The following is a 21,582-nucleotide window of genomic DNA, read 5'->3' as shown; positions in this document are numbered from 1 at the left end:
GAAGCAGCGATGGTCGACTTACATCAGGAATTTCAGAACAGCCGCTTCTTTCACGAAGCGCGAATCGACAGGCGTTCGGCGGATGCCCTGGCAGGTATTGCTGTCGGGCTCGCCGCAGACGGAAAGATTAACCAGCAGGAAGCCGAGTTTCTCAAGACCTGGATCGAAACCCACTTGGTGCATTTGGAAGATCCGGTCGTAAACATTCTGTATAGACGTCTTGCCAACATGCTCAGTGACGGCGTGCTGGATGCCGATGAGTCTGTGGAATTACTGGGAATGCTTCATCAATTCACTGGTTTGCCTGCCGGTGCTGCGACTATGACTTACGCGCCGACTAGCCTTCCTTTCGATAATCCCGCCCCGGAACTTAGTTTGCCTGATCGAGTGTTCCTGTTTACCGGCGTGATGTCGTATGGACCACGCAAGGAATGTGAATCCTTGATCGTCGAACGAGGCGGACTGATTGGCGGTTCCGTCAGCAAAAAGATTCATTATCTGGTCGTTGGCAATATCGGCAACGAACAATGGTTGCACAGTAGCTATGGAACCAAGATAAAAAAGGCCGTTGAGCTCAGAGAAAACGGCGTACCTATCGCTATTGTTGGCGAAGATCATTGGTTAAAAGTGTTGTTCGGTTAGGCATTTCCTTAAGGCATTACTGGATCTGTTGCAGCGCTAACCGAAAACCGCTCGCGATAGGCCTGAGGCGTCACGCCGATAGCCCGCAGGAAACTTCGTCGCAATGTCTCTTCACTGCCAAACCCGCAATTGGCGGCGATGCGTTTGACCGGTAAACCAGTGTCGCTGAGCAATCGGCGCGCCGTCTCGACACGGATCAATTCGATCGCCCGCGCCGGAGTTTGGCCAGTGTCGGCGCGGTAGTGGCGGACGAAGCTGCGCTCGCTCATGCCCGCCTGTTCCGCAAGGGTCGGGATGCCGAGGTCGCAGGTGAGGTTTTCCGCGATCCACGCGTGCAACTCATCAAAGCGATTGCCCTGATTCTGCAACGACAAGGTCACGCTGAATTGTGATTGTCCACCGGGGCGTTTGAGGAACACCACCAGATGGCGGGCGACATCCAATGCGATGTCGCTGCCCAGATCCTCTTCAACCATCGCCAATGCCAGATCGATGCCGGCGGTGACACCGGCCGAGGTCCAGACCGGGCCGTCGTTGATGAAAATCGGATTGGCCTCGACGTGCAGTTTTGGGTGCTGCTGCGCCAGTTGTTCGCAACGGGTCCAGTGGGTGACGACGCGACGACCGTCGAGCCAGCCACTCGCTGCGAGCAAAAATGCCCCGGTGCACACTGAGGCCACGCGCCGACATTTCGCCGCGTGCTCGCGCACCCAATCCACCAGCGGCACATCTTCAGCGGCAGGATAAATGCCCCAGCCACCGGCAATGATCAACGTATCGCTGGGCGCTTCAGGCAACGGCTCGGCCAACACCGCCAGACCCGCCGACGACATCACCGCCCCGCCGCCGCTGGCAATCACGCTCGGCGCATACGGAACTGGCAATCCACGCTGACGGGCGAGGTCATTGGCCGAAGCAAACACCTGCAACGGTCCGGTGACGTCGAGAATCTGCATGTTGGCAAACGCGAGTACATGGATGGCTTTGGGCATTTGGCGTAATTCGTGGGGTTATTGGCGTATGCGCCAGAACCTACGCGCCTACAGTGAAGACGTCCACCCCTTTTCATGGAGCAAGAACGATGACGCTGCAGATCGGTTTTCTGTTGTTTCCGCAGGTTCAGCAACTCGACCTGACCGGGCCTTATGACGTGCTCGCCTCGTTGCCGGGCGTGCAGGTGCATCTGATCTGGAAGGATCTGATGCCGGTCACCGCCAGCACCGGTCTGTTGCTGAAACCGACTACCACGTTCGAGGATTGCCCGTGTCTGGATGTGATCTGCATTCCCGGTGGCGGCGGTGTCGGGCCGTTGATGGAGGACGAGCAGACGCTGGACTTCATCAAACGCCAGGCCCTTCAGGCGAAGTACGTGACATCGGTGTGCACCGGTTCGCTGGTCCTTGGCGCGGCGGGCCTGCTGCAAGGCAAACGCGCGACCACGCATTGGGCGTATCACGATCTACTGCCGACGCTGGGCGCGATTGCCGTGAAGGATCGAGTGGTGCGTGACGGCAATCTGTTTACCGGCGGCGGGATTACGGCGGGGATCGATTTTGCCTTGGTGCTGGCTGAAGAGTTGGTGGGTGCCGACGCGGCGCAACTGATTCAGTTGCAATTGGAATACGCTCCGGCGCCGCCGTTCAACGCGGGCAACCCGGAGACTGCGCCGGGTACGATTGTCGATGAAGCACGTTTGCGTGCAGCGCCGTCGTTGAAGCTGCGCACGGAAATTACCGAACGCGCGGCAGCGAAACTTAACTTGCGCTAGATCCAATCCCTACATAAATCCCCTGTGGGAGCGAGCCTGCTCGCGAAGACGGCGGATCAGTCGACATTGATGTTGTCTGACCCACCGCTTTCGCGAGCAGGCTCGCTCCCACATGGATTTGTGTGTGGCCGGACGTTTGTGTGCCGTCCCCACTTGCCGCCACACCTTCACTTGTCCCCACGCCCCCACCCGTGTAGAAAGCCCTTCCACAAATTTGCACAGGGACTTTCGATGAAGGCTTTGCCATGGCTCTATCTGGCACTTCTCAGCCTCGGTTACGGATGGGCGCTGAGCTTCGGTCACCTCGGCTGGCTGGCGTTGATTTCCATCGGGCTGCTGGTGTTCGCAGGTTTTGCCGTTCGCCAACAACAGGTACCGGTCGCACGTTTTCTCGGTCATGGCCTGTTTATCGTGCTGGCTTTGGCGCTCGCCCTGCATTGGCTCCCAGGGTTCGCCAACGGTCGCGCCATTGATCCACAACGTTTCACCGACAACGCTGTGCCGTTCTCGATGTACCTGAATCTCGACAAACCACTGATTGGCTTTTGGCTGTTGCTGGTCTGCCCATGGATTGTCGGGCGGCGTTCGTTGCGTCTTAGCGTGTACGCCACCGCCCTCGCCCTGACGCTCAGTGCGGTTCTGGCCCTTGGCGGCGCACTGTAACTGGGCGTGATCGCCTGGGCGCCGAAGTGGCCCGATCAGGCATGGTTATGGGTGCTGAACAACCTGCTGCTGGTGACCTTGGTCGAGGAAGCGCTGTTTCGCGGCTATATACAGGGCGGCCTCAGCCAGCGCCTCAAACACCTGCCGTACGGCGACAACCTCGCCCTGCTGCTGGCCTCGTTGCTGTTTGGTCTGGTGCATGCCGGCGCGGGCTGGACGTGGGTGTTGCTGGCGGGTCTGGCGGGTGTCGGCTATGGTCTGGCCTATCGTTTTGGCGGGCTCGGCGCGGCGATCGCCACGCATTTCGGCCTGAACCTGCTGCATTTCGGCCTGTTCACCTATCCGATGCTCGCCGGCTGAAGCAAGCGCCGTTTTGCGACGCTGTGCTGATTATTGAAAAAAAATTTCAATAAAAAGCTGTCACCGCCGACAACCTTTCAAAGCCTTGCGGATTGAAAAACCATGCGTAATAACCAGCCCATTACACAACGCGAACGGACTTTCCCGGCTCAGCAACGGTTGATTTCCACAACCGACGCCAAGGGCGTGATCACTTACTGCAACGACGCTTTCGTCGAAATCAGCGGGTTTTCGCGTGAGGAACTGATCCGTGCGCCGCACAACCTGGTCCGTCACCCTGACGTGCCGGCGGCGGTGTTTTCGCACATGTGGGGCACACTGAAACAAGGCTTGCCATGGATGGGCATTGTCAAGAATCGCTGCAAGACCGGTGACCATTACTGGGTTAACGCCTATGTCACACCGGTGTTCGACGGCAACCAGGTGGTCGGTTACGAGTCGGTGCGGATCAAACCTACCGCCGAACAGATCCGCCGTGCCGAAGCGCTCTACCAACGCATCAACCAAGGCAAGTCGGCGATCCCTTCCAGCGACAAATGGCTGCCGGTGCTGCAAGACTGGCTGCCGTTCATTCTGGTCAGCCAACTGAGCTTCGTGATCGGCGCCACCCTGAACTCGCAGTGGGGCTTCGCCCTCGCCGCCGGTCTGTCAGTGCCGCTGGGCCTGATGGGCCTGCAATGGCAGCAACGCGGGCTCAAACGCCTGCTGCGCCTGGCCGAGCAGACCACCTCCGACCCGTTGATCGCACAGATGTACACCGACAGCCGCGGCGCCCAGGCGCGTCTGGAAATGTCGATCCTCAGCCAGGAAGCACGCCTGAAAACCTGCCTGACCCGCCTGCAGGATACCGCCGAACACCTGACCGATCAGGCCAAGCAGTCCGACGCCCTGGCGCACAACAGCTCCAGCGGTCTGGAACGTCAGCGCGTGGAAACCGAACAGGTCGCCACCGCCGTCAACCAGATGGCCGCGACCACTCAGGAAGTGGCCAGCCACGTACAGCGCACCGCCGACGCGACTCAGGAAGCCAATCGCCTGACCGGTCGCGGCCGTGACATCGCCGGGGAAACCCGCGAAGCCATTCAGCGTTTGTCTGTGGTCGTCGGCGAAACCGGTTTGACCGTGACCCAACTGGCCAAGGACAGCGACGAAATCGGCGGCGTGGTTGATGTGATCAAAGGCATCGCCGACCAGACCAACCTGCTCGCGCTTAACGCTGCGATCGAAGCCGCACGTGCTGGCGAGATGGGCCGTGGTTTTGCTGTGGTGGCTGACGAAGTTCGTCAACTGGCGCAACGCACCAGCGAATCGACCGGGCAGATTCATGCCCTGATCGCCAAGTTGCAGCAGACGGCTTCGAGTGCCGTGCAAACCATGGAAGCCGGGCATCGTCAGGCGGAGGAAGGTGTGGCGCGGGTGCTGGAAGCGGATCAGGCACTGGTCGGCATCAGCGAAGCGGTGGCCAACATCACCGACATGACCACGCAGATTGCTGCGGCGACGGAAGAGCAAAGTGCGGTGGCTGAAGAGATCAGCCGCAACATCAGCAATATTTCGGAGTTGGCGGATCAAACGTCGGAACAGGCGCATAACTCGGCGTTGCTGAGTGAAGAGCTGACCAAAACGGCGAATACGCAGTACTCGTTGGTGGAGCGGTTTAACCGCTGATTGAACTGGCGATAACAAAAAACCCGGAGGGCGAGAGCTTCCGGGTTTTTTGTTGCTTGTATGAAATGGACGTTGTTGGGCAGGCCGCTTTCGCAACAAGCGCTGGCCATGCAGGAACCTCGACGATCACGTCACTTCGCGGAAGGCGTTTAAGATCAACCCAAGATGCGTTTAAAGCACGCATTGCTGCACCACCTTAAGCCTACAGACCCTCTCGCCATTGCCTACATCAACGACAGAATCCGCTGGCTTGTACGCTTGGCGCACGGACTCTATCGTGACCTTGTTACAAAAAAACGCGAAACGATTTGGAGAAAAGGCTTCCTCAGAGGAATGCCTGTTCTATAGAACGTTTTTTAATCTGCCCCGTTACTCAATACGCAAATCTCAACAATCTCCCACAACTTATTCAGGCATTAAATTTAAAAAAGAGGATTGGATCATGTTCAAAAGAAACGAATACGTCACTCACGATAAAACAAGCCGCCCTTTGATATTCAAAGCGACCCCAACGATAAATGGCTATGGTGGAGGCTGCGTCTTGGAAGGCAAATACTTCATTTTTCGGCCAGATTGCGGCGGCCCTAGAATTCCAAGCCCGAGGTAATTCCTAAACGTCATTATTGAGCGCCCCCTATAGGGCGCTCAATAATCGGTCTAGCTCACATAAAGCCAAGGAGTGGCCATGAACAACAAAGGAAAGCGCTATCAAACGCACAACCCTAATTCAACACAACAAAAACCCACCGCAGAAAAAATAGTGCACGTAAATCCTTTATCATCCTGCAAGTTGATAGTAATCAACAGCAATATCGGCAGCATTATGAGTGATAAATTCGAGCACCCCATATTCAAAAAAGAACCGGACAGGTATCAAATAATTCGCCAACTCACCCAAGACGAACCTGCCTCAACGTCCACTTATTGGCAGGGGGTCATATTGCTCCCGCCCTCACACACATACACGTACGATACCAAACTAAAGACCAGCATTATTGAGACCAACCTCACCCACCTTCAAGGCCAATATCCATTCGCAAATCAAGACCCTTTTGAATTGATAATTGATTACATCGCCGAAGAACATAATAAAAACAAACATGGAGAGCTTGTAGTGCGTTTCTCGGGAGGTGTCGATTCAACGTGCTTACTACTTGCAGCGATTGAAGCCGCTGGAAAAGATCACGTTACCGCCATCACTTGGTTCGACGAAAAATGCAGTGCAAATAATGATAGAAATACAGCCACCGCTTTATGCAATACACTTGACGTAAACCACATATTGTTCAAGCTCGAACCAGAAGACTTCTTTCAGGAAGTGAATCCGACTGATCATTTCTGTATCAACTCCAGCATGGCTTCTGAGCAGGTATTCAAAAAAGAAAGAGACTTTATCTTCTCCCAACTAGGACACGAATTCATTGTATTGGATGGACATGGAGGCGATCACTTATTCTTAGACCCCGTACCCTCCGTTGCATTCCAACAGTTAATTAGAGAAAAGAGATTTTTCAAGGCATTTAATATAGCTGCAACGATCTCCAAACTGACAGGATCAAACCTCTACCAAACCCTTACTCAAAACAGGCGACAACAAAACAACGAGACTGACCAGTTAAGGTATTTTTTTAACTCGCAGTTTTTGCCGCGAAGGGGTGCAGAAAAACCTAAGAGCCTAGCCGAGGAACATGTACAAGCTATAACACAGGCCGTTTTCCAGAACTCGATAAGTTCGACCCTTAACAAGTTCAACAACATAATTTTCCCATTCACAAGCCAAAAAATCATTGAATATGCACTCACACAAAACCCATACAGCATGTTCGACGAAAGTGAAACCAGACTACCAATAAAGCGAGCCTTCAGAAAAAAACACCCAAACATACTACTTCGACGTGACAAGGGGCATATAACAGGCGCCTATCAAAAAGCATTAAAATTTCATCAAAAAGACATTATAAAAAAGATCCGCAGCAGTTGGATGACCCAAGAAAACATAATTAACATGCCCAACATTGAAAACTCTATAAATCGCTCAGCAATGGGATTTGGAGGTATCGAAAAAAATTTGCTGAAAATCATATGCGCGTCCTTAATTAAAAACATTTAAAGGAGAAAAGGAAAAAATGGAATTTACTTTTCAGCCTCACGCACACGCCATCTTGATAGACAACCAACTTGTCATCCTTGATGAAAAGCTCGACACCTACTTAATTTTTAACGAATCACAAACTACGATACTGATTAAAGGCGACAAAGACTGCAATGAATACAACGAGATTCGACACGAACTATCCTCTCTAAACATCATCACTGATTCGATTCACAACTCCAACCCTCTAACAAAAGCGAATGATGACTACGAAGGTATTGATAACTATACGTGGAGAATAAAAAGGCAAAACCCTCGTCAACCCGTTAAATTGCTACCGACAATTCGGGCATGCCTGGACCTCCTGATTTTAAAGGTAACAATCGCACTCGGCGGCCTGGAAACCTGCCTGAATAGCATGAGAGCCTCAAAAAAAGCTCTATCAGGAAACCCTGTATCGGCTTGGCACGAAAGTATTGAAAGCTACGCGCAAGGCGTTCGCATCGCTTCACTTGTATTGCCTTTTAAGGTCAAGTGCCTTGAGTCTTCTATCTGCCTCTTCAAACACGCCATGAGAAACAATAAAAAGTGCGACTTCTTTATTGGCATTCAATTATATGACTTCCTTTCACACGCGTGGATCGAAATAAATGGAGAAGTCATTGCCGATGATCCACACCTATCACGCAAGCTACCTAAAATACTGACAATATAAGGCTGTTCAAAAATGAATTGGCTGTATCAATACATAAAAATCTTTAAAATAATCTCAGAAAATTATCGCTGGTTTACAGCCAGCTTTGTCGGAATATCAGCAATATTTCTCCTATGCAGCGCCCTAAACTCTCTCCTCCCGGTTATATTAAGAAATGCTGCCAATTCCATTCACGAATCAAATAGCATGCAAACACAGTTTCTGTTTTTTGCGGCATCTTATTCGGCCATATGGACTTTTTCTCAGGTTCTGTCGAATATACGTGGAATTTTATCAGCGTGGATACTCGCAAAGTGTGACACTACAATCTACGAAACAATCATTAACAGGATCTTTAAGTACCCATATAAAAAACAAAAAAACCTGGACCCCGGATTTGTTGTAGCTGACATAAACAGATCCGCTAGCAGTTTCAGCATGATAACTATAGGCGTATTTTGGACAATTACCCCTATTACTGTGGAAATCATCATTGCGATAAGTGTACTGTACGCGTTCATGGGCCCTGCCTACGCAATCTTGTTCCTTCTCTCCTCCTTAGTACTGATATGCATATCGGTTTATGTTGCCAGGTCCAGCTCCAGCATTCATCGGGAATTATTTGAGGCAGACGCCAAATTATCCAGCTATACAGTCGAAAGGCTTGGCCGCACTTACGACATAAAGCTTAATAGTACGCAACTTAAGGAATGCCATGCAGGCAAAAGCTTTTTTGACAACTATGTCAAGACAATCAGAAAAGCCAACCTTCATATGGGTATACGTATTTCCGCTCAAGGATTAGCAATTGGAAGCGTGCTGGCTTTTTTCGTTATTTTGTCAGGAGTTAATTATCATTCAATATTTACCTCAGGTGATTTCATCATGATCACTGGCTATATCACAATGTTCACGATGCAGTTACATCTATTGGCTGGAACACTGATAAATCTTCAGGGAAACCTTGTCTCCCTGGATGACGGCGTTAAATACATCGAAGAAAAAATCAACAATTCATATCACCCAAACACATCTCAGACCGAACAAGGTTTTGTTCTTAAAGAACTATCACTCACCAAAGACAATAACGTTATATTTTCCAGAATCAACTATCAATTCAAACAAGGTGTACACATTATAGCGGGGAGTTCTGGTGCAGGAAAAACGACACTCATCAATACTCTATTAGGCTTCGAAGAAAACTATACGGGAGCAGTACATTACAGAGGGCACTTGATAAACGAAACCATGAGTGAATTCATACTCTCTGAGGTTTCCGTCGCACCACAGCAACCTATACTCATAGCTGGCACCTTTAAAGACAACCTGCTTTATGGATCGAAAAATGTTTCACCGCAAAAGCTAAGAAGGGTCATTGAACTTCTGGGGCTTTCAAAGGACAACTCCGAAATAGAGGGATTATTGGCTACCGTAATAGGCGCCGCGAATAGCGAACTCAGCGGGGGCGAAAAACAGCGAATTGCTATTGGCCGAGCGATTCTAAGAGATAAACATACATTGATATTAGATGAACCGACCTCTTCACTTGATGATACAACGGCTTACAAAATCATTGAGTGGCTCGCCGCCAACATACCCTGCTTAATAATTGTCACTCATGATGCTGGTTTGAAGAAAAAATACGGAGTGGCAATAGAGCTGACTGAAAATCACCCTCAGAGCACTTAGCCACTCAGCGTGCTCCCCTCCGCTCGCGATGAGCGCTATCACTACCGGGAACGACCTCACTCAAGTAATGCAGACATTGCCTACAATTGCGCCAGAATGCGCCGACTGGTGCTTGTTGAGGCTGCGATCTTGTAATTCTGAAAGCCCGGACGGCGAAAGCTTCCGGTTTTTATTGCCTGTTTTAAATCGATGGTGCTTGGCAGATCGCCATCGCGAGCAGGCTCACTCCTACAGGGGATCGTTGTCGGGCACTCAATCAGTGATCAACGCAGATCCAATGTGGGAGTGAGCCTGCTCGCGATGAGGCCATAACAGCCAGCGAAATTATTGAGGCAACTTCAGCTTATCCAGCAGCCGATTGACCAACAGCTCGTTGAGCATGATCACCTGTTGCAGCGCCAGCAGCGGTTTGCGCTCCGGGCCACCGATTGAGTTGGCGATATTGCCGGCCATGGCATGGGCGTATGAAAGCGACTCGCTCGCCTCGACCAGCAGGGTTTCGTCGTCCAGTGTGGGGTCGACGAGATAGACGGGCCGAAACTTGGGCGAGTTTGGCGGGGCCGCCAGGGCTTCGGGTCGGAGGTAGTAGTCGAGGGCGCGATCGGTTGCTTCTTTTGTCTTTTGAGACTCAAGCGCTGGGTCGTGAGGGGTTGGGTCGATGCCCGGAGGGTTTGGCGTGGCTTTGAACATAAATATCTAATTCCTGAACAAGGGCCGCGACCGTTCTCTACTAAAAGAAGGGTGGCGGCTGTGCGCAGGTTAGTAGACCGGAGGAATTAGCAAGACCGGCGCGCTCGAAAGCGCCCTGAGCACAGCCACCATTGAGTACAGGCAGATGCGCCTGACTTTATGGGACCTATGCACTTACTAAAACCATACGGGCTACTAAACCCGACCACTCATGGGCAGTGGCAGGGAAACGATATAGCCCGAGCCATGGTCGTGTAAGCCGGCGGATTCTGGCGTACGCGTAGGTAACGGCGCAAGGTGTTGTAGGCCCCGTGGCGTAACGGTTTGTGTAATTTAAACGTGCTCACAAAATCATGTTTACGCACAGGAAATGCTGGACAGAGAGCGCTTCCAGTTTTTTATCGTGCCAGCGAAATTGCCCCTCACCCTAACCCTCTCCCAGAGGGAGAGGGGACTGATCGAGGTGTTTGGTAGAGTTACGCCGACGTGAAAGTCCGAGTTGAACGCAAATTTTGAGAGGCCCACCATCGGCTCCCTCTCCCGCGGGAGAGGGCTGGGGTGAGGGGCAAGAGCACCACAAAACCAAAGCCGAACACCCGCTCTTCACCACTCAATAGGCCGAGTGTCAGCTCGCCTGCTTTTGATCTTGATCCACGGGCGACGTCGGAAGGCTGAGTGGAGGGATTGATCCGGGCGTGGGAGCGTAGCGACCGTTTGGCGAAGCCAAACACAGCGAGAGGAGGTGCAGCGAAGCAAACCGTAGGCGCTGCGCCCGGATCGATCCCGGAGCGAAGGAACCCCGAGCTTTAGCGAGCGGGCCGTACGTAGGAGCAAGCCTTTTGGGTTACCTTTTCGGCGTTTGGAAAAGGTGACCCGCCGTAAGGGCGGAACCCTAAGTGGCCGTTACCGCAGAAATGGATATGTACCCAAAACGAAAAACTGTGTCGTAGCTGAAATCGATCCCCCTCACCCCAGCCCTCTCCCCCATGGGGGCGAGGGGGAAGGGAGCAGATCTTCATGCAGTTCAAAATCTCAGCCCAGCTCGGTCAGTCGCTGAGAAACTCGGCTACCTTTTGCGCGGCGCTGGCCAAATGCTGTTCATGGGTAAAACCTGAAGCCTTGAGCGGTTTCAAATCATGATCCCCGGCCACCAGCCAAAACACCTTGATATTCGGCGATAACGCATACGCCTCGACAGCTTCACGATTGCCCAGCGCATCCCGCTCACCTTGCACAATCAACGTCCGCGCCTGCAAAGAAGCCAAATGCTCAACCCGAGGCTTCTCCGGCTTCCCCACCGCATAAAACGGATAGCCCAAACACACCAACGCATCGGCACCCAATTCGTCAGCCATTAGACTAGCCATCCGCCCGCCCATGGACTTGCCGCCGATCGCCAGCGGCCCAGCGACATGACGTCGCACTTCAGCAAACACCTCACGCCAACACTCCTGCAATTTCCCCGCAGGATTCGGCGGCCGTTTAACCCCATCCACCCGCCGCTGCGCCATATAAGGAAACTCAAACCGCAACACGTTCACGCCCAGTGCAGCAAGGCGCCCAGCCATATCTGTCATCCACTCGCTATCCATCGGCGCCCCCGCACCGTGGGCGAGGATCAACGTCGCCGTAGCCTCCCCCGACGCGGCATTCCAAAGCCACCCATGATCACGCACGCACTGCGCCCATTGATCCCCGTCAATACTGGCCTTGTGCTGTTTGTCCATGCTTGCCTCGCTTTTAGTCTGCCTATAACTCCAGACGAAGGATTCGCCGCGTGTTTTGCGCGCGCTCACTTCGGCTGAACCGTGGATGGGGAACCATGAACACTTCTATCAGTACCGCCTACAACTACAAGGTGGTCCGCCAATTCGCCATTATGACGGTGGTGTGGGGCATCGTCGGCATGGGGCTCGGGGTTTTTCTCGCGGCCCAATTGGTCTGGCCCGAACTCAACTTCAATTTGCCCTGGACCAGTTTCGGCCGTCTGCGCCCGCTGCACACCAACGCGGTGATCTTCGCGTTCGGTGGCTGTGCGCTGTTCGCCAGTTCGTTCTACTCGGTGCAACGCACCTGCCAGACCCAGTTGTTTGCACCAAAAATTGCCGCGTTCTGTTTTTGGGGCTGGCAACTGGTGATCCTGCTGGCGGCGATCAGCCTGCCACTGGGTTACACCAGTTCCAAGGAATACGCCGAGCTGGAATGGCCGATCGACATCCTGATCACCATCGTCTGGGTCGCCTACGCCATCGTGTTCTTCGGCACGATCATGCAGCGCAAAACCAAACACATTTATGTGGGCAACTGGTTCTTCGGCGCGTTCATCATCACCGTGGCGATTCTGCACATCGTCAACAACCTTGAGTTGCCAGTGAGTTTCACCAAGTCCTACTCGGTTTACGCCGGTGCAACCGACGCGATGGTGCAATGGTGGTACGGCCACAACGCCGTAGGCTTTTTCCTCACCGCCGGTTTCCTCGGGATGATGTACTACTTCGTGCCGAAACAGGCCGAACGTCCGGTGTACTCTTATCGCCTGTCGATCGTGCACTTCTGGGCGCTGATCACCCTGTACATCTGGGCCGGCCCGCACCACTTGCACTACACCGCGCTGCCGGACTGGGCACAGTCGCTGGGCATGGTGATGTCGCTGATCCTGCTGGCACCGAGCTGGGGCGGGATGATCAACGGCATGATGACCCTCTCGGGCGCCTGGCATAAGTTGCGCAGCGACCCGATCCTGCGCTTCCTCGTGGTCTCGCTGGCGTTCTACGGCATGTCGACCTTCGAAGGTCCGATGATGGCGATCAAAACCGTCAACGCCCTCTCCCACTACACCGACTGGACCATCGGCCACGTACACGCCGGCGCCCTCGGCTGGGTGGCGATGATTTCCATCGGCGCGCTGTACCACATGATCCCGAAAATCTTCGGCAAAGCGCAGATGCACAGCGTTGGCCTGATCAACGCGCACTTCTGGCTCGCGACCATCGGCACCGTGCTCTACATCGCGTCGATGTGGGTAAACGGTATCGCCCAGGGCCTGATGTGGCGCGCGGTGAACGAGGACGGCACGCTGACCTACTCCTTCGTCGAAACCCTGGTGGCCAGCCACCCAGGCTTCATCGTGCGGCTGATCGGTGGGGCGATCTTCCTCAGCGGCATGTTCCTGATGGCTTACAACACCTGGCGCACCGTGCGGGCCTCGCAGCCTGCTGACGTCGTTGCTGCCGCGCAGATGGCCTGAGGAGTCCGCCATGAAACACGAAACGATTGAAAAGAACGTCGGCCTGTTGATGTTGCTCATGGTGTTCGCCGTGAGCATCGGCGGCCTGACCCAGATCGTCCCGCTGTTCTTCCAGGACGTTACCAATAAACCGGTGGAAGGCATGAAGCCCTACACCGCGCTGCAACTGGAAGGCCGCGACATCTATATCCGCGAAGGCTGCGTCGGTTGCCACTCGCAGATGATCCGCCCGTTCCGCGCCGAAACCGAACGCTACGGGCACTACTCGGTCGCCGGTGAAAGCGTTTGGGATCACCCGTTCCTCTGGGGTTCGAAACGTACCGGTCCGGATCTGGCCCGGGTCGGCGCGCGTTACTCGGATGACTGGCACCGCGCGCACTTGTACAACCCGCGCAACGTCGTACCGGAATCGAAAATGCCGGCCTACCCGTGGCTGGTCACGCAAGCGGTCGACAGCAGCCACACCGAAACCAAGCTCAAGACCATGCGCACCCTCGGCGTGCCGTACACCGACGACGACATCAGCGGCGCGGTGGCCAGCCTCAAGGGCAAGACCGAAATGGACGCCCTCGTCTCCTACCTGCAAGTGCTCGGCACTGCGATCAAGAGCAAGAGGTGAGCACGATGATCATTGAAATGAGTGCAGGCCTGATTCGCGGCCTCGGCACGGTCGTGGTGTTCGTCGCCTTCGTCGGTTTGACGCTTTGGGTGTTCAACCGCAAGCGCACCCCGGAGTTTGCCGAAGCACGTCTGCTGCCGTTTGCCGACGAGCCGCAAGCCGAAATAACCCAAGCAAATGAGACAAGGAGTACCCGGCCATGACCACCTTCTGGAGTACGTGGATCTGCGTACTGACCATCGGCAGCCTGATCGGCCTGACGTGGCTGCTGATCGGCACCCGCCGGGGCGAAACCAAGGGCAGCGTCGACCAGACCATGGGCCACAGCTTCGACGGCATCGAGGAGTACGACAACCCGTTGCCGCAGTGGTGGTTCATGCTCTTCGCCGGCACGCTGGTGTTTTCCGTGGGCTATCTGATCCTCTATCCGGGCCTGGGCAACTGGAAAGGCATCCTGCCGGGTTACGAGGATGGCTGGACCGGCGTGCACGAGTGGGAAAAGGAGATGAACAAAGCCGATGCCAAATTCGGGCCGATCTTCGCCAAGTTCGCCGCCATGCCGGTGGAAGAAGTGGCGAAGGACCCTCAGGCGCTGAAAATGGGTGGCCGTCTGTTCGCCTCCAACTGCTCGGTGTGCCACGGTTCGGACGCCAAAGGTGCGTTCGGTTTCCCTAACCTCGCCGACAGCGACTGGCGCTGGGGCGGCGACGCCGAGACTATCAAGACCACCATCATGGGTGGGCGGATGGCGGCGATGCCGGCCTGGGGCGAAGTGTTGGGCGAAGCCGGGGTGAAAAACGTGGCCGCCTATGTGCGTCACGAATTGGCTGGGCTGCCATTGCCCGCCGACAGCAAGGCTGACCTGCAAGCCGGACAGCAAGCGTTCAGCACCACTTGCGTTGCCTGTCATGGGGCAACCGGCCACGGCACTGAAGCCATGGGGGCGCCGAATCTGACGCACCCGGCCGGGTTTATCTACGGCACCAGTCTGACCCAACTCGAGCAGACCATTCGCCACGGTCGTCAGGGTCACATGCCGGCGCAAAACGAGCTGCTGGGCAACGATAAAGTGCAATTGCTCGCCGCTTATGTGTACAGCCTGTCGAACGGATTGAATACAGAAAAGTTGATTACTGAAGACAACAAGAAGTAAGCATTGCGTACACCCATGCCGCACCATTCTCGGTGCGGCAGCATCCAGCCCCTTTGCGACGCATTGTCGCACCCCTTCACACCCTCACCTTTCGGTTCCCCGGATTCGGGTCTACGCTTGCTCGATGCGGACTGGCTTGTGCCGGTTCCAGGTCAACGCTGACTGCTGTGTTCCGCGAACCGGCTGACTGATGTGGCCGCAAAGGCCGGTAGATACCGGCTGTCGTGCCATTCACCGTCCGTCACCCGAACAGAGCGTTTGAACACACCCCGTTACAAGCGACCTGAACCCCTCGCTTTTATCGTCCGCTGCGACATTTTGTCCGAGGCCAATTTTGACCTTACGCGGCGCATGGAAAGGCCGCAGAATCAGCGCTGGAAAGCATTGACCCAGGTCATGGCGCGTTGCAATGCCCCCCTGCTCTCTGCATACTTGCGGCCGATTTTAATCCTAATAAAATACCCAAACCGTGGAACCTTAGAATGAGCACAGCAATCAGTCCGACTGCTTATAACTATAAGGTAGTCCGCCAGTTCGCCATCATGACGGTGGTCTGGGGGATCCTTGGCATGGGGCTAGGTGTCTTCATTGCCTCGCAACTGGTCTGGCCGGAGTTGAACTTCGGTCTGCCGTGGACGAGCTTTGGACGCCTGCGCCCGTTGCACACAAACCTGGTGATTTTCGCCTTCGGTGGTTGTGCACTATTTGCCACTTCCTACTATGTCGTGCAGCGAACCTGCCAGACGCGACTGATCTCCGACAGCCTCGCGGCCTTTACCTTCTGGGGCTGGCAAGCGGTGATCGTCGGCGCGATCATTACCTTGCCGCTGGGTTACACCACCACCAAGGAATACGCGGAACTGGAATGGCCGATCGCCATTTTGCTGGCCATCGTCTGGGTCACTTACGGTCTGGTGTTCTTCGGCACCATCACCAAGCGCAAAACCAAGCACATCTATGTCGGTAACTGGTTCTACGGTGCGTTCATCGTCGTCACGGCGATGCTGCACATCGTCAACCACATGTCGCTGCCGGTGAACCTGTTCAAGTCCTACTCCGCCTATTCGGGCGCGACCGACGCGATGATCCAGTGGTGGTACGGCCACAACGCGGTGGGCTTCTTCCTCACCACCGGTTTCCTCGGGATGATGTACTACTTCGTGCCGAAACAGGCCGAACGTCCGATCTACTCCTATCGCCTGTCGATCGTGCACTTCTGGGCACTGATCACCCTGTACATCTGGGCCGGCCCGCACCACTTGCACTACACCGCACTGCCGGATTGGGCACAATCGCTGGGCATGGCGATGTCGATCATCCTCCTGGCGCCAAGCTGGGGCGGCATGATCAACGGCATGATGACCCTGTCGGGCGCCTGGCATAAGCTGCGCACCGACCCGATCCTGCGCTTCCTTGTGGTGTCGCTGGCGTTCTACGGCATGTCGACCTTCGAAGGTCCGATGATGGCGATCAAGACCGTCAACTCGCTCTCGCACTACACCGACTGGACCATCGGCCACGTACACGCCGGCGCTCTCGGCTGGGTGGCAATGATCTCGATCGGCGCGATCTACCACATGATCCCGCGTCTGTTCGGCCGTGCGCAGATGCACAGCGTCGGCCTGATCAACGCGCATTTCTGGCTCGCGACCATCGGCACCGTGCTGTACATCGCGTCGATGTGGGTCAACGGCATCACCCAGGGCTTGATGTGGCGGGCAATCAACGACGACGGCACCCTCACCTACTCGTTCGTTGAAGCGCTGCAAGCCAGCCACCCGGGCTACATCGTCCGTGCACTGGGCGGTGCATTCTTCGCCAGCGGCATGTTCCTGATGGCTTATAACGTCTGGCGCACCGTGCGCGCCTCGAACCCGGTTGAAGCCGAAGCCGCTGCCCAGATCGCTGTCGTTGGAGCTCACTGATGAAGCATGAAGCTGTCGAGAAGAATATTGGCCTGCTGGCCTTCTTCATGGTCATCGCCGTCAGCGTTGGCGGCCTGACCCAAATCGTTCCGCTGTTTTTCCAGGACGTCACCAACAAACCGGTCGAAGGCATGAAGCCGCGTTCGGCACTGGAACTGGAAGGCCGCGACGTCTACATCGCCAACGGTTGTGTCGGCTGCCACTCGCAGATGATCCGTCCGTTCCGTGCTGAAACCGAACGCTACGGCCACTACTCGGTTGCCGGCGAAAGCGTCTGGGACCACCCTTTCCTGTGGGGTTCCAAGCGTACCGGGCCGGATCTGGCCCGTGTCGGCGGTCGTTACTCTGATGACTGGCAACGTGCGCACTTGTACAACCCGCGCAACGTAGTGCCTGAGTCGAAAATGCCGGCTTACCCGTTCCTCGTGGAAAACAAGCTCGACGGCAAGGAAACCGCCAAGAAAATGGAGGTTTTGCGCACCCTCGGCGTCCCTTACACCGACGAAGACATCGCCGGTGCTCAGGATGCCGTGAAGGGCAAGACCGAAATGGACGCGCTGGTGGCCTATCTGCAAGGCCTGGGCACCATCATCAAAAGCAAACGGTGAATTAGATGGATATCGGGATGATTCGTGGCCTGGGCACCGTTGTTGTGATGGTGGCCTTCATCGGTCTGGCGCTGTGGGTGTTCAGCCCCAAGCGCAAGTCGGAGTTTGAAGACGCGACCTTGTTGCCTTTTGCGGATGATCCCGAAGCCATCAAGCACGTCGAGCAAGCTTCTAGGAGTAACAAAGAATGACTACATTCTGGAGTCTGTACGTCACAGTCCTCAGTCTCGGTACGATCTTTTCCCTGACCTGGCTGCTGCTGTCGACCCGCAAGGGCCAGCGCAGTGAACAGACGGACGAGACGGTCGGGCACTCCTTCGACGGGATCGAGGAGTACGACAACCCACTGCCGAAATGGTGGTTCATGCTGTTTGTCGGAACCATCATTTTTGCCCTGGGTTACCTGGTGCTGTACCCGGGCCTGGGTAACTGGAAAGGCCTGCTGCCGGGCTACAACTACCTCGACAACGACAAGCAGACCGCGTTCGCCAACGGCCAGACCGGCTGGACCGGCGTGCACGAGTGGGAAAAGGAAATGGCCCGCTCGGACGCCAGGTTCGGTCCGATCTTCGCCAAGTTCGCCGCCATGCCGATCGAAGAAGTGGCCAAGGATCCGCAAGCACTGAAAATGGGTGGCCGCCTGTTTGCCTCCAACTGCTCGGTGTGCCACGGTTCCGACGCCAAGGGCGCTTACGGCTTCCCTAACCTGACCGACGCCGACTGGCGCTGGGGCGGCGAGCCGGAAACCATCAAGACCACCATCATGGGCGGTCGTCACGCGGTGATGCCGGCCTGGGCTGAAGTGATTGGCGAGCAAGGCGTTGCTGATGTTGCAGCCTTCGTCGTGACCAACCTGGATGGCCGCAAACTGCCGGAAGGCACCAAGGCTGATCCGGCCAACGGCGGCAAACTGTTCGCCGCCAACTGCGTGGCCTGCCACGGACCGGCCGGCAAGGGCACACCCGCCATGGGCGCGCCTGACCTGACCCACCCGGGTGCGTTCATCTACGGTTCGAGCTTCGCGCAGCTGCAGCAGACCATCCGTTATGGCCGTCAGGGCCAGATGCCTGCGCAGGAGCAACTGCAGGGCAACGACAAGGTTCACCTACTGGCGGCGTATGTTTACAGCCTGTCCCACGGTGAAAAAGCACCGCAAGCGAACGCCGAATAAGGCCAACGTTTGAAACAAAAAAAGGCCCCGCCAATGTTGATTGGCGGGGCCTTTTTTCATGCCGGCATTCATGCCTTGAAACGTTTGCTCAATAGACCTGAACAGTAGTCCCCTGTAGGTTTTTCCCACCCCGATGAGCAGCATCGGGTCAACCTTCAAGGATGAAGTCTACATGTCAAAAAATGACGAAAACACACTGCCAAAACGTTTGCAGCCCCGCCCTGATCATGAAGCGACGCCGGTAAAAACGCCTATGACGCCCGCACGCTCACCATCGGCAGACACCGTAGGCCATCCAGGTAACGAGGGCGGTCTGGACGGTCTCGGCGGCGGACGATTGCCCTGACACGGGGCAGCAAAACACAGCGAACATTTGCCCAATACCCTGCGCCCCTGCCGTTTGGCAGGGGCGCTTTCGCCGGTGCCGTTATGACAGTGATAAACCGATCGTCCGCAATCCACCTTTTCGATTGCCGCGCAAACTCCAAGGTAGTAACGTTTCTACACACGAATCTCTGGAGGCCAAACATGATGGCCATCACGACCATTTCCAGCCGCGAATTCAATCAGGACACCAGTGCTGCCAAAAAAGCCGCGCATCAGGGTCCGGTCATCATTACTGATCGTGGCAAGCCAGCCCATGTACTGCTGAGCATCGAGGAGTTCCAGAAACTGACCGGTAGCCAGACCAGCATCGTCGATCTTCTGGTCATGCCGAATGCGCCTGACATCGAATTCGAAGCCGAACGCGCCGTCATCACCCCTCGTAGCGTGGATCTGTCCTGATGTTTCTACTCGATACCAATGTGGTTTCCGAACTGCGAAAACCCCAAGCCGACCCGCAGGTGGTGACATGGGCAAACAGCGTCGCCCCGGCCAGCCTATATCTATCGGCAATTACCGTACTGGAACTGGAAACCGGCATTCTGCGCATCGAACGCCGCGACCCACCGCAAGGAGGGATGCTGCGTCATTGGCTCGAGCGTCACGTCAAACCCGCATTCTCGGGAAGAATCCTCTCGGTCGATACCGTCGTCGCCACTCGATGCGCTCAGTTGCATGTCCCTGATCGCAGCAATGAATGCGACGCCTTGATCGCCGCCACCGCACTTGTACATGGCCTGACCCTGGTCACCCGCAACGTTGCGGATTTTCAACTCAGCGGCGTTCATCTGATCAACCCATGGCTCGCTGCCAATAACTGTTGATAAAAAGCCCCCGCCAGATCACGGGCAGGGGCGTTTTTCATGGGCGTTTGGCAAAGATTGAATGCACTGGCGTGGTGTCGATCAGCGTTCTATTACGCCACTGATTATTCTTCACCAGGTATATCTGCAGCTGCTTGCGGTCCTCGGTAAAACTGGCAATCAGATAGGTTTGCTGAGAGGTACTGCCACTCAAGTAAATCGGCACGCTACCCTCCCAATAGGCATCACCGCCGTCTTTATGCAAATGGCCGGCGAAGATTGCCGTCACCTGGTACTTGTTGACCATGTCGCGGAAGCGCTTCTGTTGCGCCTGACTGCCTTTGTGATCAAACGGTTTATGCATGTTGATGATAATGGCATAACCCGAGGTCCGCGCCAGTCTCAGGTCCTTCTCGAGCCAATCGAGTGCATCGTTGATTTCAAATGTCGTCGGGTTAAGTGGGTGAGATATCCGTGTGGTGTAAGTCGGCTCGTTATTGAGTTGAACCATATGAACTTCGCCAATATTCTTGGAATAGGCGAGACTGCCAGAATAGGTCTTGTTCAGAAACCCGCTGGTAATATTCAGATCAAAGCTGTCCACCTTGTCTTCATGATGCTCTTTAAATTCAACGATACTCCCCGCGGCACAGCTATTAGTAAAACAATCATCAACATTGTTCTCATAATCATGATTACCCAGACCGTAGAGATACTCACCCTTGAAGTGCTTATCCAGTATCTCCTTCATGAACGACCGCTGGCTGCCATGGCCAAATGCGGTTATATCGCCATTGATCATCAACGGAATCTGCGCTTGAGAGCCCTGCTGACTTCTGAATTCGGCAATACTCGAAAGCTGAGTATCAACCAGCCACTTGGAGCGGACCTCAAATTCCGAATTGGATTCGGGTTCCCGGTTATCGGTCTTGTCGGTCCAGGGATATTGAGTATCCGAGGCAAAAACCATGTGCTTCGGCATTCCCGCTACAGCCTGGGCGGAGCTAACCGAAGTTAACAAAACACCCCCCAGCACCACACTTGCAAACTTTTTAAAAGCCATACATAAAATCCATTTAATTAATCAGTTATACGCAAAGTAATTTTCGCGAACACAGAACCTATTCGAAAAAACAGAAAACTTCAAAGCACTAACAGAGCACAATCAATTAGATATATTTCAAGCATCCCCACAACTTGAATATCCACCAAGGCACTACAAAAAAAACATGAGAAGTCTTGCGCAATTGATGCCAAGCGAAACGCCGCCCTCGAAGTTTCGATTTACAAAGGCATACAACGGCTTCTGTCATGGAAAGCCTGAACCTGACGCCATCCGTGCGTGCGCCCCATCGGACTAGTTTGTTGTGAGACTTGCGATGGCAACGGCAGTGGACTGTTCGCCC

The 21,582-nt window shown here is 54.9% G+C and carries 20 protein-coding genes and 1 pseudogene; 17 read left to right on the top strand and 4 right to left on the bottom strand.

Translation table 11 applies throughout. The annotated features are described in order from the left end of the window. Nucleotides 1–9: 9 nt before the first annotated feature. The gene (locus tag ACRRSD_RS24750) at nucleotides 10–642 is read left to right on the top strand and encodes a BRCT domain-containing protein (protein ID WP_435035850.1); all 633 of its coding nucleotides are present in this window, start codon (nucleotides 10–12) and stop codon (nucleotides 640–642) included. An 8-nt stretch (nucleotides 643–650) separates the two neighbouring features. On the opposite strand, the gene ACRRSD_RS24745 is transcribed toward ACRRSD_RS24750, so the two are convergent. Then, nucleotides 651–1,634: a GlxA family transcriptional regulator gene (locus ACRRSD_RS24745; RefSeq protein WP_435035848.1), complete on the bottom strand. Its 984-nt coding sequence runs from the start codon at nucleotides 1,632–1,634 to the stop codon at nucleotides 651–653. 89 nt (nucleotides 1,635–1,723) lie between these two features. Here ACRRSD_RS24745 and inhA point away from each other — a divergent pair, with 89 nt between their 5' ends. The 6 genes and pseudogenes from inhA (at nucleotide 1,724) to ACRRSD_RS24715 (ending at nucleotide 9,576) form a co-directional block, all read left to right on the top strand. Then, nucleotides 1,724–2,410: an isonitrile hydratase gene (gene inhA, locus ACRRSD_RS24740; protein ID WP_435035846.1), complete on the top strand. Its 687-nt coding sequence runs from the start codon at nucleotides 1,724–1,726 to the stop codon at nucleotides 2,408–2,410. Nucleotides 2,411–2,641: 231 nt separating this feature from the next. After that, nucleotides 2,642–3,433, top strand: a pseudogene (locus tag ACRRSD_RS24735) (CPBP family intramembrane glutamic endopeptidase). Nucleotides 3,434–3,535: 102 nt separating this feature from the next. Then, nucleotides 3,536–5,101 carry a methyl-accepting chemotaxis protein gene (locus ACRRSD_RS24730; protein WP_122604914.1) on the top strand — a complete coding sequence of 522 codons (1,566 nt, stop codon included), beginning with the start codon at nucleotides 3,536–3,538 and terminating at the stop codon, nucleotides 5,099–5,101. Nucleotides 5,102–5,786: 685 nt separating this feature from the next. Next, the gene (locus ACRRSD_RS24725; protein ID WP_435035844.1) at nucleotides 5,787–7,211 is read left to right on the top strand and encodes an asparagine synthase-related protein; all 1,425 of its coding nucleotides are present in this window, start codon (nucleotides 5,787–5,789) and stop codon (nucleotides 7,209–7,211) included. A 16-nt stretch (nucleotides 7,212–7,227) separates the two neighbouring features. Next, nucleotides 7,228–7,908 carry a lasso peptide biosynthesis B2 protein gene (locus ACRRSD_RS24720; RefSeq protein ID WP_435035842.1) on the top strand — a complete coding sequence of 227 codons (681 nt, stop codon included), beginning with the start codon at nucleotides 7,228–7,230 and terminating at the stop codon, nucleotides 7,906–7,908. 12 nt (nucleotides 7,909–7,920) lie between these two features. Further along, nucleotides 7,921–9,576: an ATP-binding cassette domain-containing protein gene (locus ACRRSD_RS24715; RefSeq protein ID WP_435035840.1), complete on the top strand. Its 1,656-nt coding sequence runs from the start codon at nucleotides 7,921–7,923 to the stop codon at nucleotides 9,574–9,576. A gap of 324 nt (nucleotides 9,577–9,900) precedes the next feature. Here ACRRSD_RS24715 and ACRRSD_RS24710 read toward each other — a convergent pair whose 3' ends face one another. Together ACRRSD_RS24710 and ACRRSD_RS24705 are read right to left on the bottom strand one after the other, a co-directional pair. Beyond that, a complete protein-coding gene (locus tag ACRRSD_RS24710) occupies nucleotides 9,901–10,266 on the bottom strand; it encodes a DUF6124 family protein (RefSeq protein WP_077571871.1) in 366 nt (121 codons plus the stop codon). 1,046 nt (nucleotides 10,267–11,312) lie between these two features. Next, on the bottom strand, nucleotides 11,313–11,993 hold the full coding sequence (locus ACRRSD_RS24705; RefSeq protein WP_435035838.1) for an alpha/beta family hydrolase: 681 nt from the start codon (nucleotides 11,991–11,993) through the stop codon (nucleotides 11,313–11,315). Between the two features lie 95 nt (nucleotides 11,994–12,088). On the opposite strand from ACRRSD_RS24705, the gene ccoN (ACRRSD_RS24700) reads away from it, so the two are divergent. The 10 genes from ccoN (ACRRSD_RS24700) to ACRRSD_RS24655 all read left to right on the top strand — a co-directional run bounded on the left by ccoN (ACRRSD_RS24700) (nucleotide 12,089) and on the right by ACRRSD_RS24655 (nucleotide 20,197). Further along, nucleotides 12,089–13,513: a cytochrome-c oxidase, cbb3-type subunit I gene (ccoN, locus tag ACRRSD_RS24700; RefSeq protein ID WP_122597583.1), complete on the top strand. Its 1,425-nt coding sequence runs from the start codon at nucleotides 12,089–12,091 to the stop codon at nucleotides 13,511–13,513. A gap of 10 nt (nucleotides 13,514–13,523) precedes the next feature. Further along, on the top strand, nucleotides 13,524–14,132 hold the full coding sequence (ccoO, locus tag ACRRSD_RS24695; protein WP_003223389.1) for a cytochrome-c oxidase, cbb3-type subunit II: 609 nt from the start codon (nucleotides 13,524–13,526) through the stop codon (nucleotides 14,130–14,132). A gap of 5 nt (nucleotides 14,133–14,137) precedes the next feature. After that, a complete protein-coding gene (locus tag ACRRSD_RS24690) occupies nucleotides 14,138–14,335 on the top strand; it encodes a cbb3-type cytochrome oxidase subunit 3 (protein ID WP_123592872.1) in 198 nt (65 codons plus the stop codon). Beyond that, on the top strand, nucleotides 14,332–15,285 hold the full coding sequence (gene ccoP, locus ACRRSD_RS24685; protein ID WP_435035835.1) for a cytochrome-c oxidase, cbb3-type subunit III: 954 nt from the start codon (nucleotides 14,332–14,334) through the stop codon (nucleotides 15,283–15,285). Before ACRRSD_RS24690 ends, ccoP (ACRRSD_RS24685) begins: the two co-directional genes overlap by 4 nt. A gap of 482 nt (nucleotides 15,286–15,767) precedes the next feature. Continuing rightward, nucleotides 15,768–17,210 (top strand): cytochrome-c oxidase, cbb3-type subunit I, encoded by a 1,443-nt coding sequence (gene ccoN / locus ACRRSD_RS24680; protein WP_034152833.1) that lies wholly within the window; start codon nucleotides 15,768–15,770, stop codon nucleotides 17,208–17,210. Then, nucleotides 17,210–17,818, top strand: a complete 609-nt coding sequence (gene ccoO / locus ACRRSD_RS24675) for a cytochrome-c oxidase, cbb3-type subunit II (protein ID WP_007917161.1) — start codon at nucleotides 17,210–17,212, stop codon at nucleotides 17,816–17,818. Before ccoN (ACRRSD_RS24680) ends, ccoO (ACRRSD_RS24675) begins: the two co-directional genes overlap by 1 nt. Nucleotides 17,819–17,823: 5 nt before the next feature. After that, nucleotides 17,824–18,009, top strand: a complete 186-nt coding sequence (locus tag ACRRSD_RS24670; protein WP_003175465.1) for a CcoQ/FixQ family Cbb3-type cytochrome c oxidase assembly chaperone — start codon at nucleotides 17,824–17,826, stop codon at nucleotides 18,007–18,009. Then, nucleotides 18,006–18,989 carry a cytochrome-c oxidase, cbb3-type subunit III gene (gene ccoP / locus ACRRSD_RS24665; RefSeq protein ID WP_435035832.1) on the top strand — a complete coding sequence of 328 codons (984 nt, stop codon included), beginning with the start codon at nucleotides 18,006–18,008 and terminating at the stop codon, nucleotides 18,987–18,989. Before ACRRSD_RS24670 ends, ccoP (ACRRSD_RS24665) begins: the two co-directional genes overlap by 4 nt. A 531-nt stretch (nucleotides 18,990–19,520) precedes the next feature. Beyond that, nucleotides 19,521–19,775, top strand: a complete 255-nt coding sequence (locus ACRRSD_RS24660; protein WP_435038539.1) for a type II toxin-antitoxin system Phd/YefM family antitoxin — start codon at nucleotides 19,521–19,523, stop codon at nucleotides 19,773–19,775. Next, on the top strand, nucleotides 19,775–20,197 hold the full coding sequence (locus tag ACRRSD_RS24655; protein ID WP_435035831.1) for a type II toxin-antitoxin system VapC family toxin: 423 nt from the start codon (nucleotides 19,775–19,777) through the stop codon (nucleotides 20,195–20,197). The genes ACRRSD_RS24660 and ACRRSD_RS24655 overlap by 1 nt, the downstream gene beginning before the upstream one ends. Nucleotides 20,198–20,234: 37 nt before the next feature. Here the strand turns inward: ACRRSD_RS24655 and ACRRSD_RS24650 are convergent, their stop codons facing one another. Next, the gene (locus ACRRSD_RS24650) at nucleotides 20,235–21,239 is read right to left on the bottom strand and encodes a metallophosphoesterase family protein (RefSeq protein ID WP_435035829.1); all 1,005 of its coding nucleotides are present in this window, start codon (nucleotides 21,237–21,239) and stop codon (nucleotides 20,235–20,237) included. Between the last annotated feature and the right edge of the window lie 343 nt (nucleotides 21,240–21,582).

Origin of the sequence: Pseudomonas neuropathica, from assembly GCF_051174785.1 — a bacterium.
Lineage (GTDB): Bacteria > Pseudomonadota > Gammaproteobacteria > Pseudomonadales > Pseudomonadaceae > Aquipseudomonas > Aquipseudomonas neuropathica_A.
Note: the sequence above shows the minus strand (reverse complement) of the source record. Positions and strands in the feature narration are given on the sequence as shown.

What these genes read in the sequence shown, in the direction of transcription:
- ACRRSD_RS24750 (WP_435035850.1), top strand. Translation starts at nt 10, where the DNA reads ATGGTCGACTTACATCAGGAATTTCAGAACAGCCGCTTCTTTCACGAA.
- ACRRSD_RS24745 (WP_435035848.1), bottom strand. Translation starts at nt 1,634, where the DNA reads ATGCCCAAAGCCATCCATGTACTCGCGTTTGCCAACATGCAGATTCTC.
- inhA (WP_435035846.1), top strand. Translation starts at nt 1,724, where the DNA reads ATGACGCTGCAGATCGGTTTTCTGTTGTTTCCGCAGGTTCAGCAACTC.
- ACRRSD_RS24730 (WP_122604914.1), top strand. Translation starts at nt 3,536, where the DNA reads ATGCGTAATAACCAGCCCATTACACAACGCGAACGGACTTTCCCGGCT.
- ACRRSD_RS24725 (WP_435035844.1), top strand. Translation starts at nt 5,787, where the DNA reads ATGAACAACAAAGGAAAGCGCTATCAAACGCACAACCCTAATTCAACA.
- ACRRSD_RS24720 (WP_435035842.1), top strand. Translation starts at nt 7,228, where the DNA reads ATGGAATTTACTTTTCAGCCTCACGCACACGCCATCTTGATAGACAAC.
- ACRRSD_RS24715 (WP_435035840.1), top strand. Translation starts at nt 7,921, where the DNA reads ATGAATTGGCTGTATCAATACATAAAAATCTTTAAAATAATCTCAGAA.
- ACRRSD_RS24710 (WP_077571871.1), bottom strand. Translation starts at nt 10,266, where the DNA reads ATGTTCAAAGCCACGCCAAACCCTCCGGGCATCGACCCAACCCCTCAC.
- ACRRSD_RS24705 (WP_435035838.1), bottom strand. Translation starts at nt 11,993, where the DNA reads ATGGACAAACAGCACAAGGCCAGTATTGACGGGGATCAATGGGCGCAG.
- ccoN (WP_122597583.1), top strand. Translation starts at nt 12,089, where the DNA reads ATGAACACTTCTATCAGTACCGCCTACAACTACAAGGTGGTCCGCCAA.
- ccoO (WP_003223389.1), top strand. Translation starts at nt 13,524, where the DNA reads ATGAAACACGAAACGATTGAAAAGAACGTCGGCCTGTTGATGTTGCTC.
- ACRRSD_RS24690 (WP_123592872.1), top strand. Translation starts at nt 14,138, where the DNA reads ATGATCATTGAAATGAGTGCAGGCCTGATTCGCGGCCTCGGCACGGTC.
- ccoP (WP_435035835.1), top strand. Translation starts at nt 14,332, where the DNA reads ATGACCACCTTCTGGAGTACGTGGATCTGCGTACTGACCATCGGCAGC.
- ccoN (WP_034152833.1), top strand. Translation starts at nt 15,768, where the DNA reads ATGAGCACAGCAATCAGTCCGACTGCTTATAACTATAAGGTAGTCCGC.
- ccoO (WP_007917161.1), top strand. Translation starts at nt 17,210, where the DNA reads ATGAAGCATGAAGCTGTCGAGAAGAATATTGGCCTGCTGGCCTTCTTC.
- ACRRSD_RS24670 (WP_003175465.1), top strand. Translation starts at nt 17,824, where the DNA reads ATGGATATCGGGATGATTCGTGGCCTGGGCACCGTTGTTGTGATGGTG.
- ccoP (WP_435035832.1), top strand. Translation starts at nt 18,006, where the DNA reads ATGACTACATTCTGGAGTCTGTACGTCACAGTCCTCAGTCTCGGTACG.
- ACRRSD_RS24660 (WP_435038539.1), top strand. Translation starts at nt 19,521, where the DNA reads ATGGCCATCACGACCATTTCCAGCCGCGAATTCAATCAGGACACCAGT.
- ACRRSD_RS24655 (WP_435035831.1), top strand. Translation starts at nt 19,775, where the DNA reads ATGTTTCTACTCGATACCAATGTGGTTTCCGAACTGCGAAAACCCCAA.
- ACRRSD_RS24650 (WP_435035829.1), bottom strand. Translation starts at nt 21,239, where the DNA reads ATGGCTTTTAAAAAGTTTGCAAGTGTGGTGCTGGGGGGTGTTTTGTTA.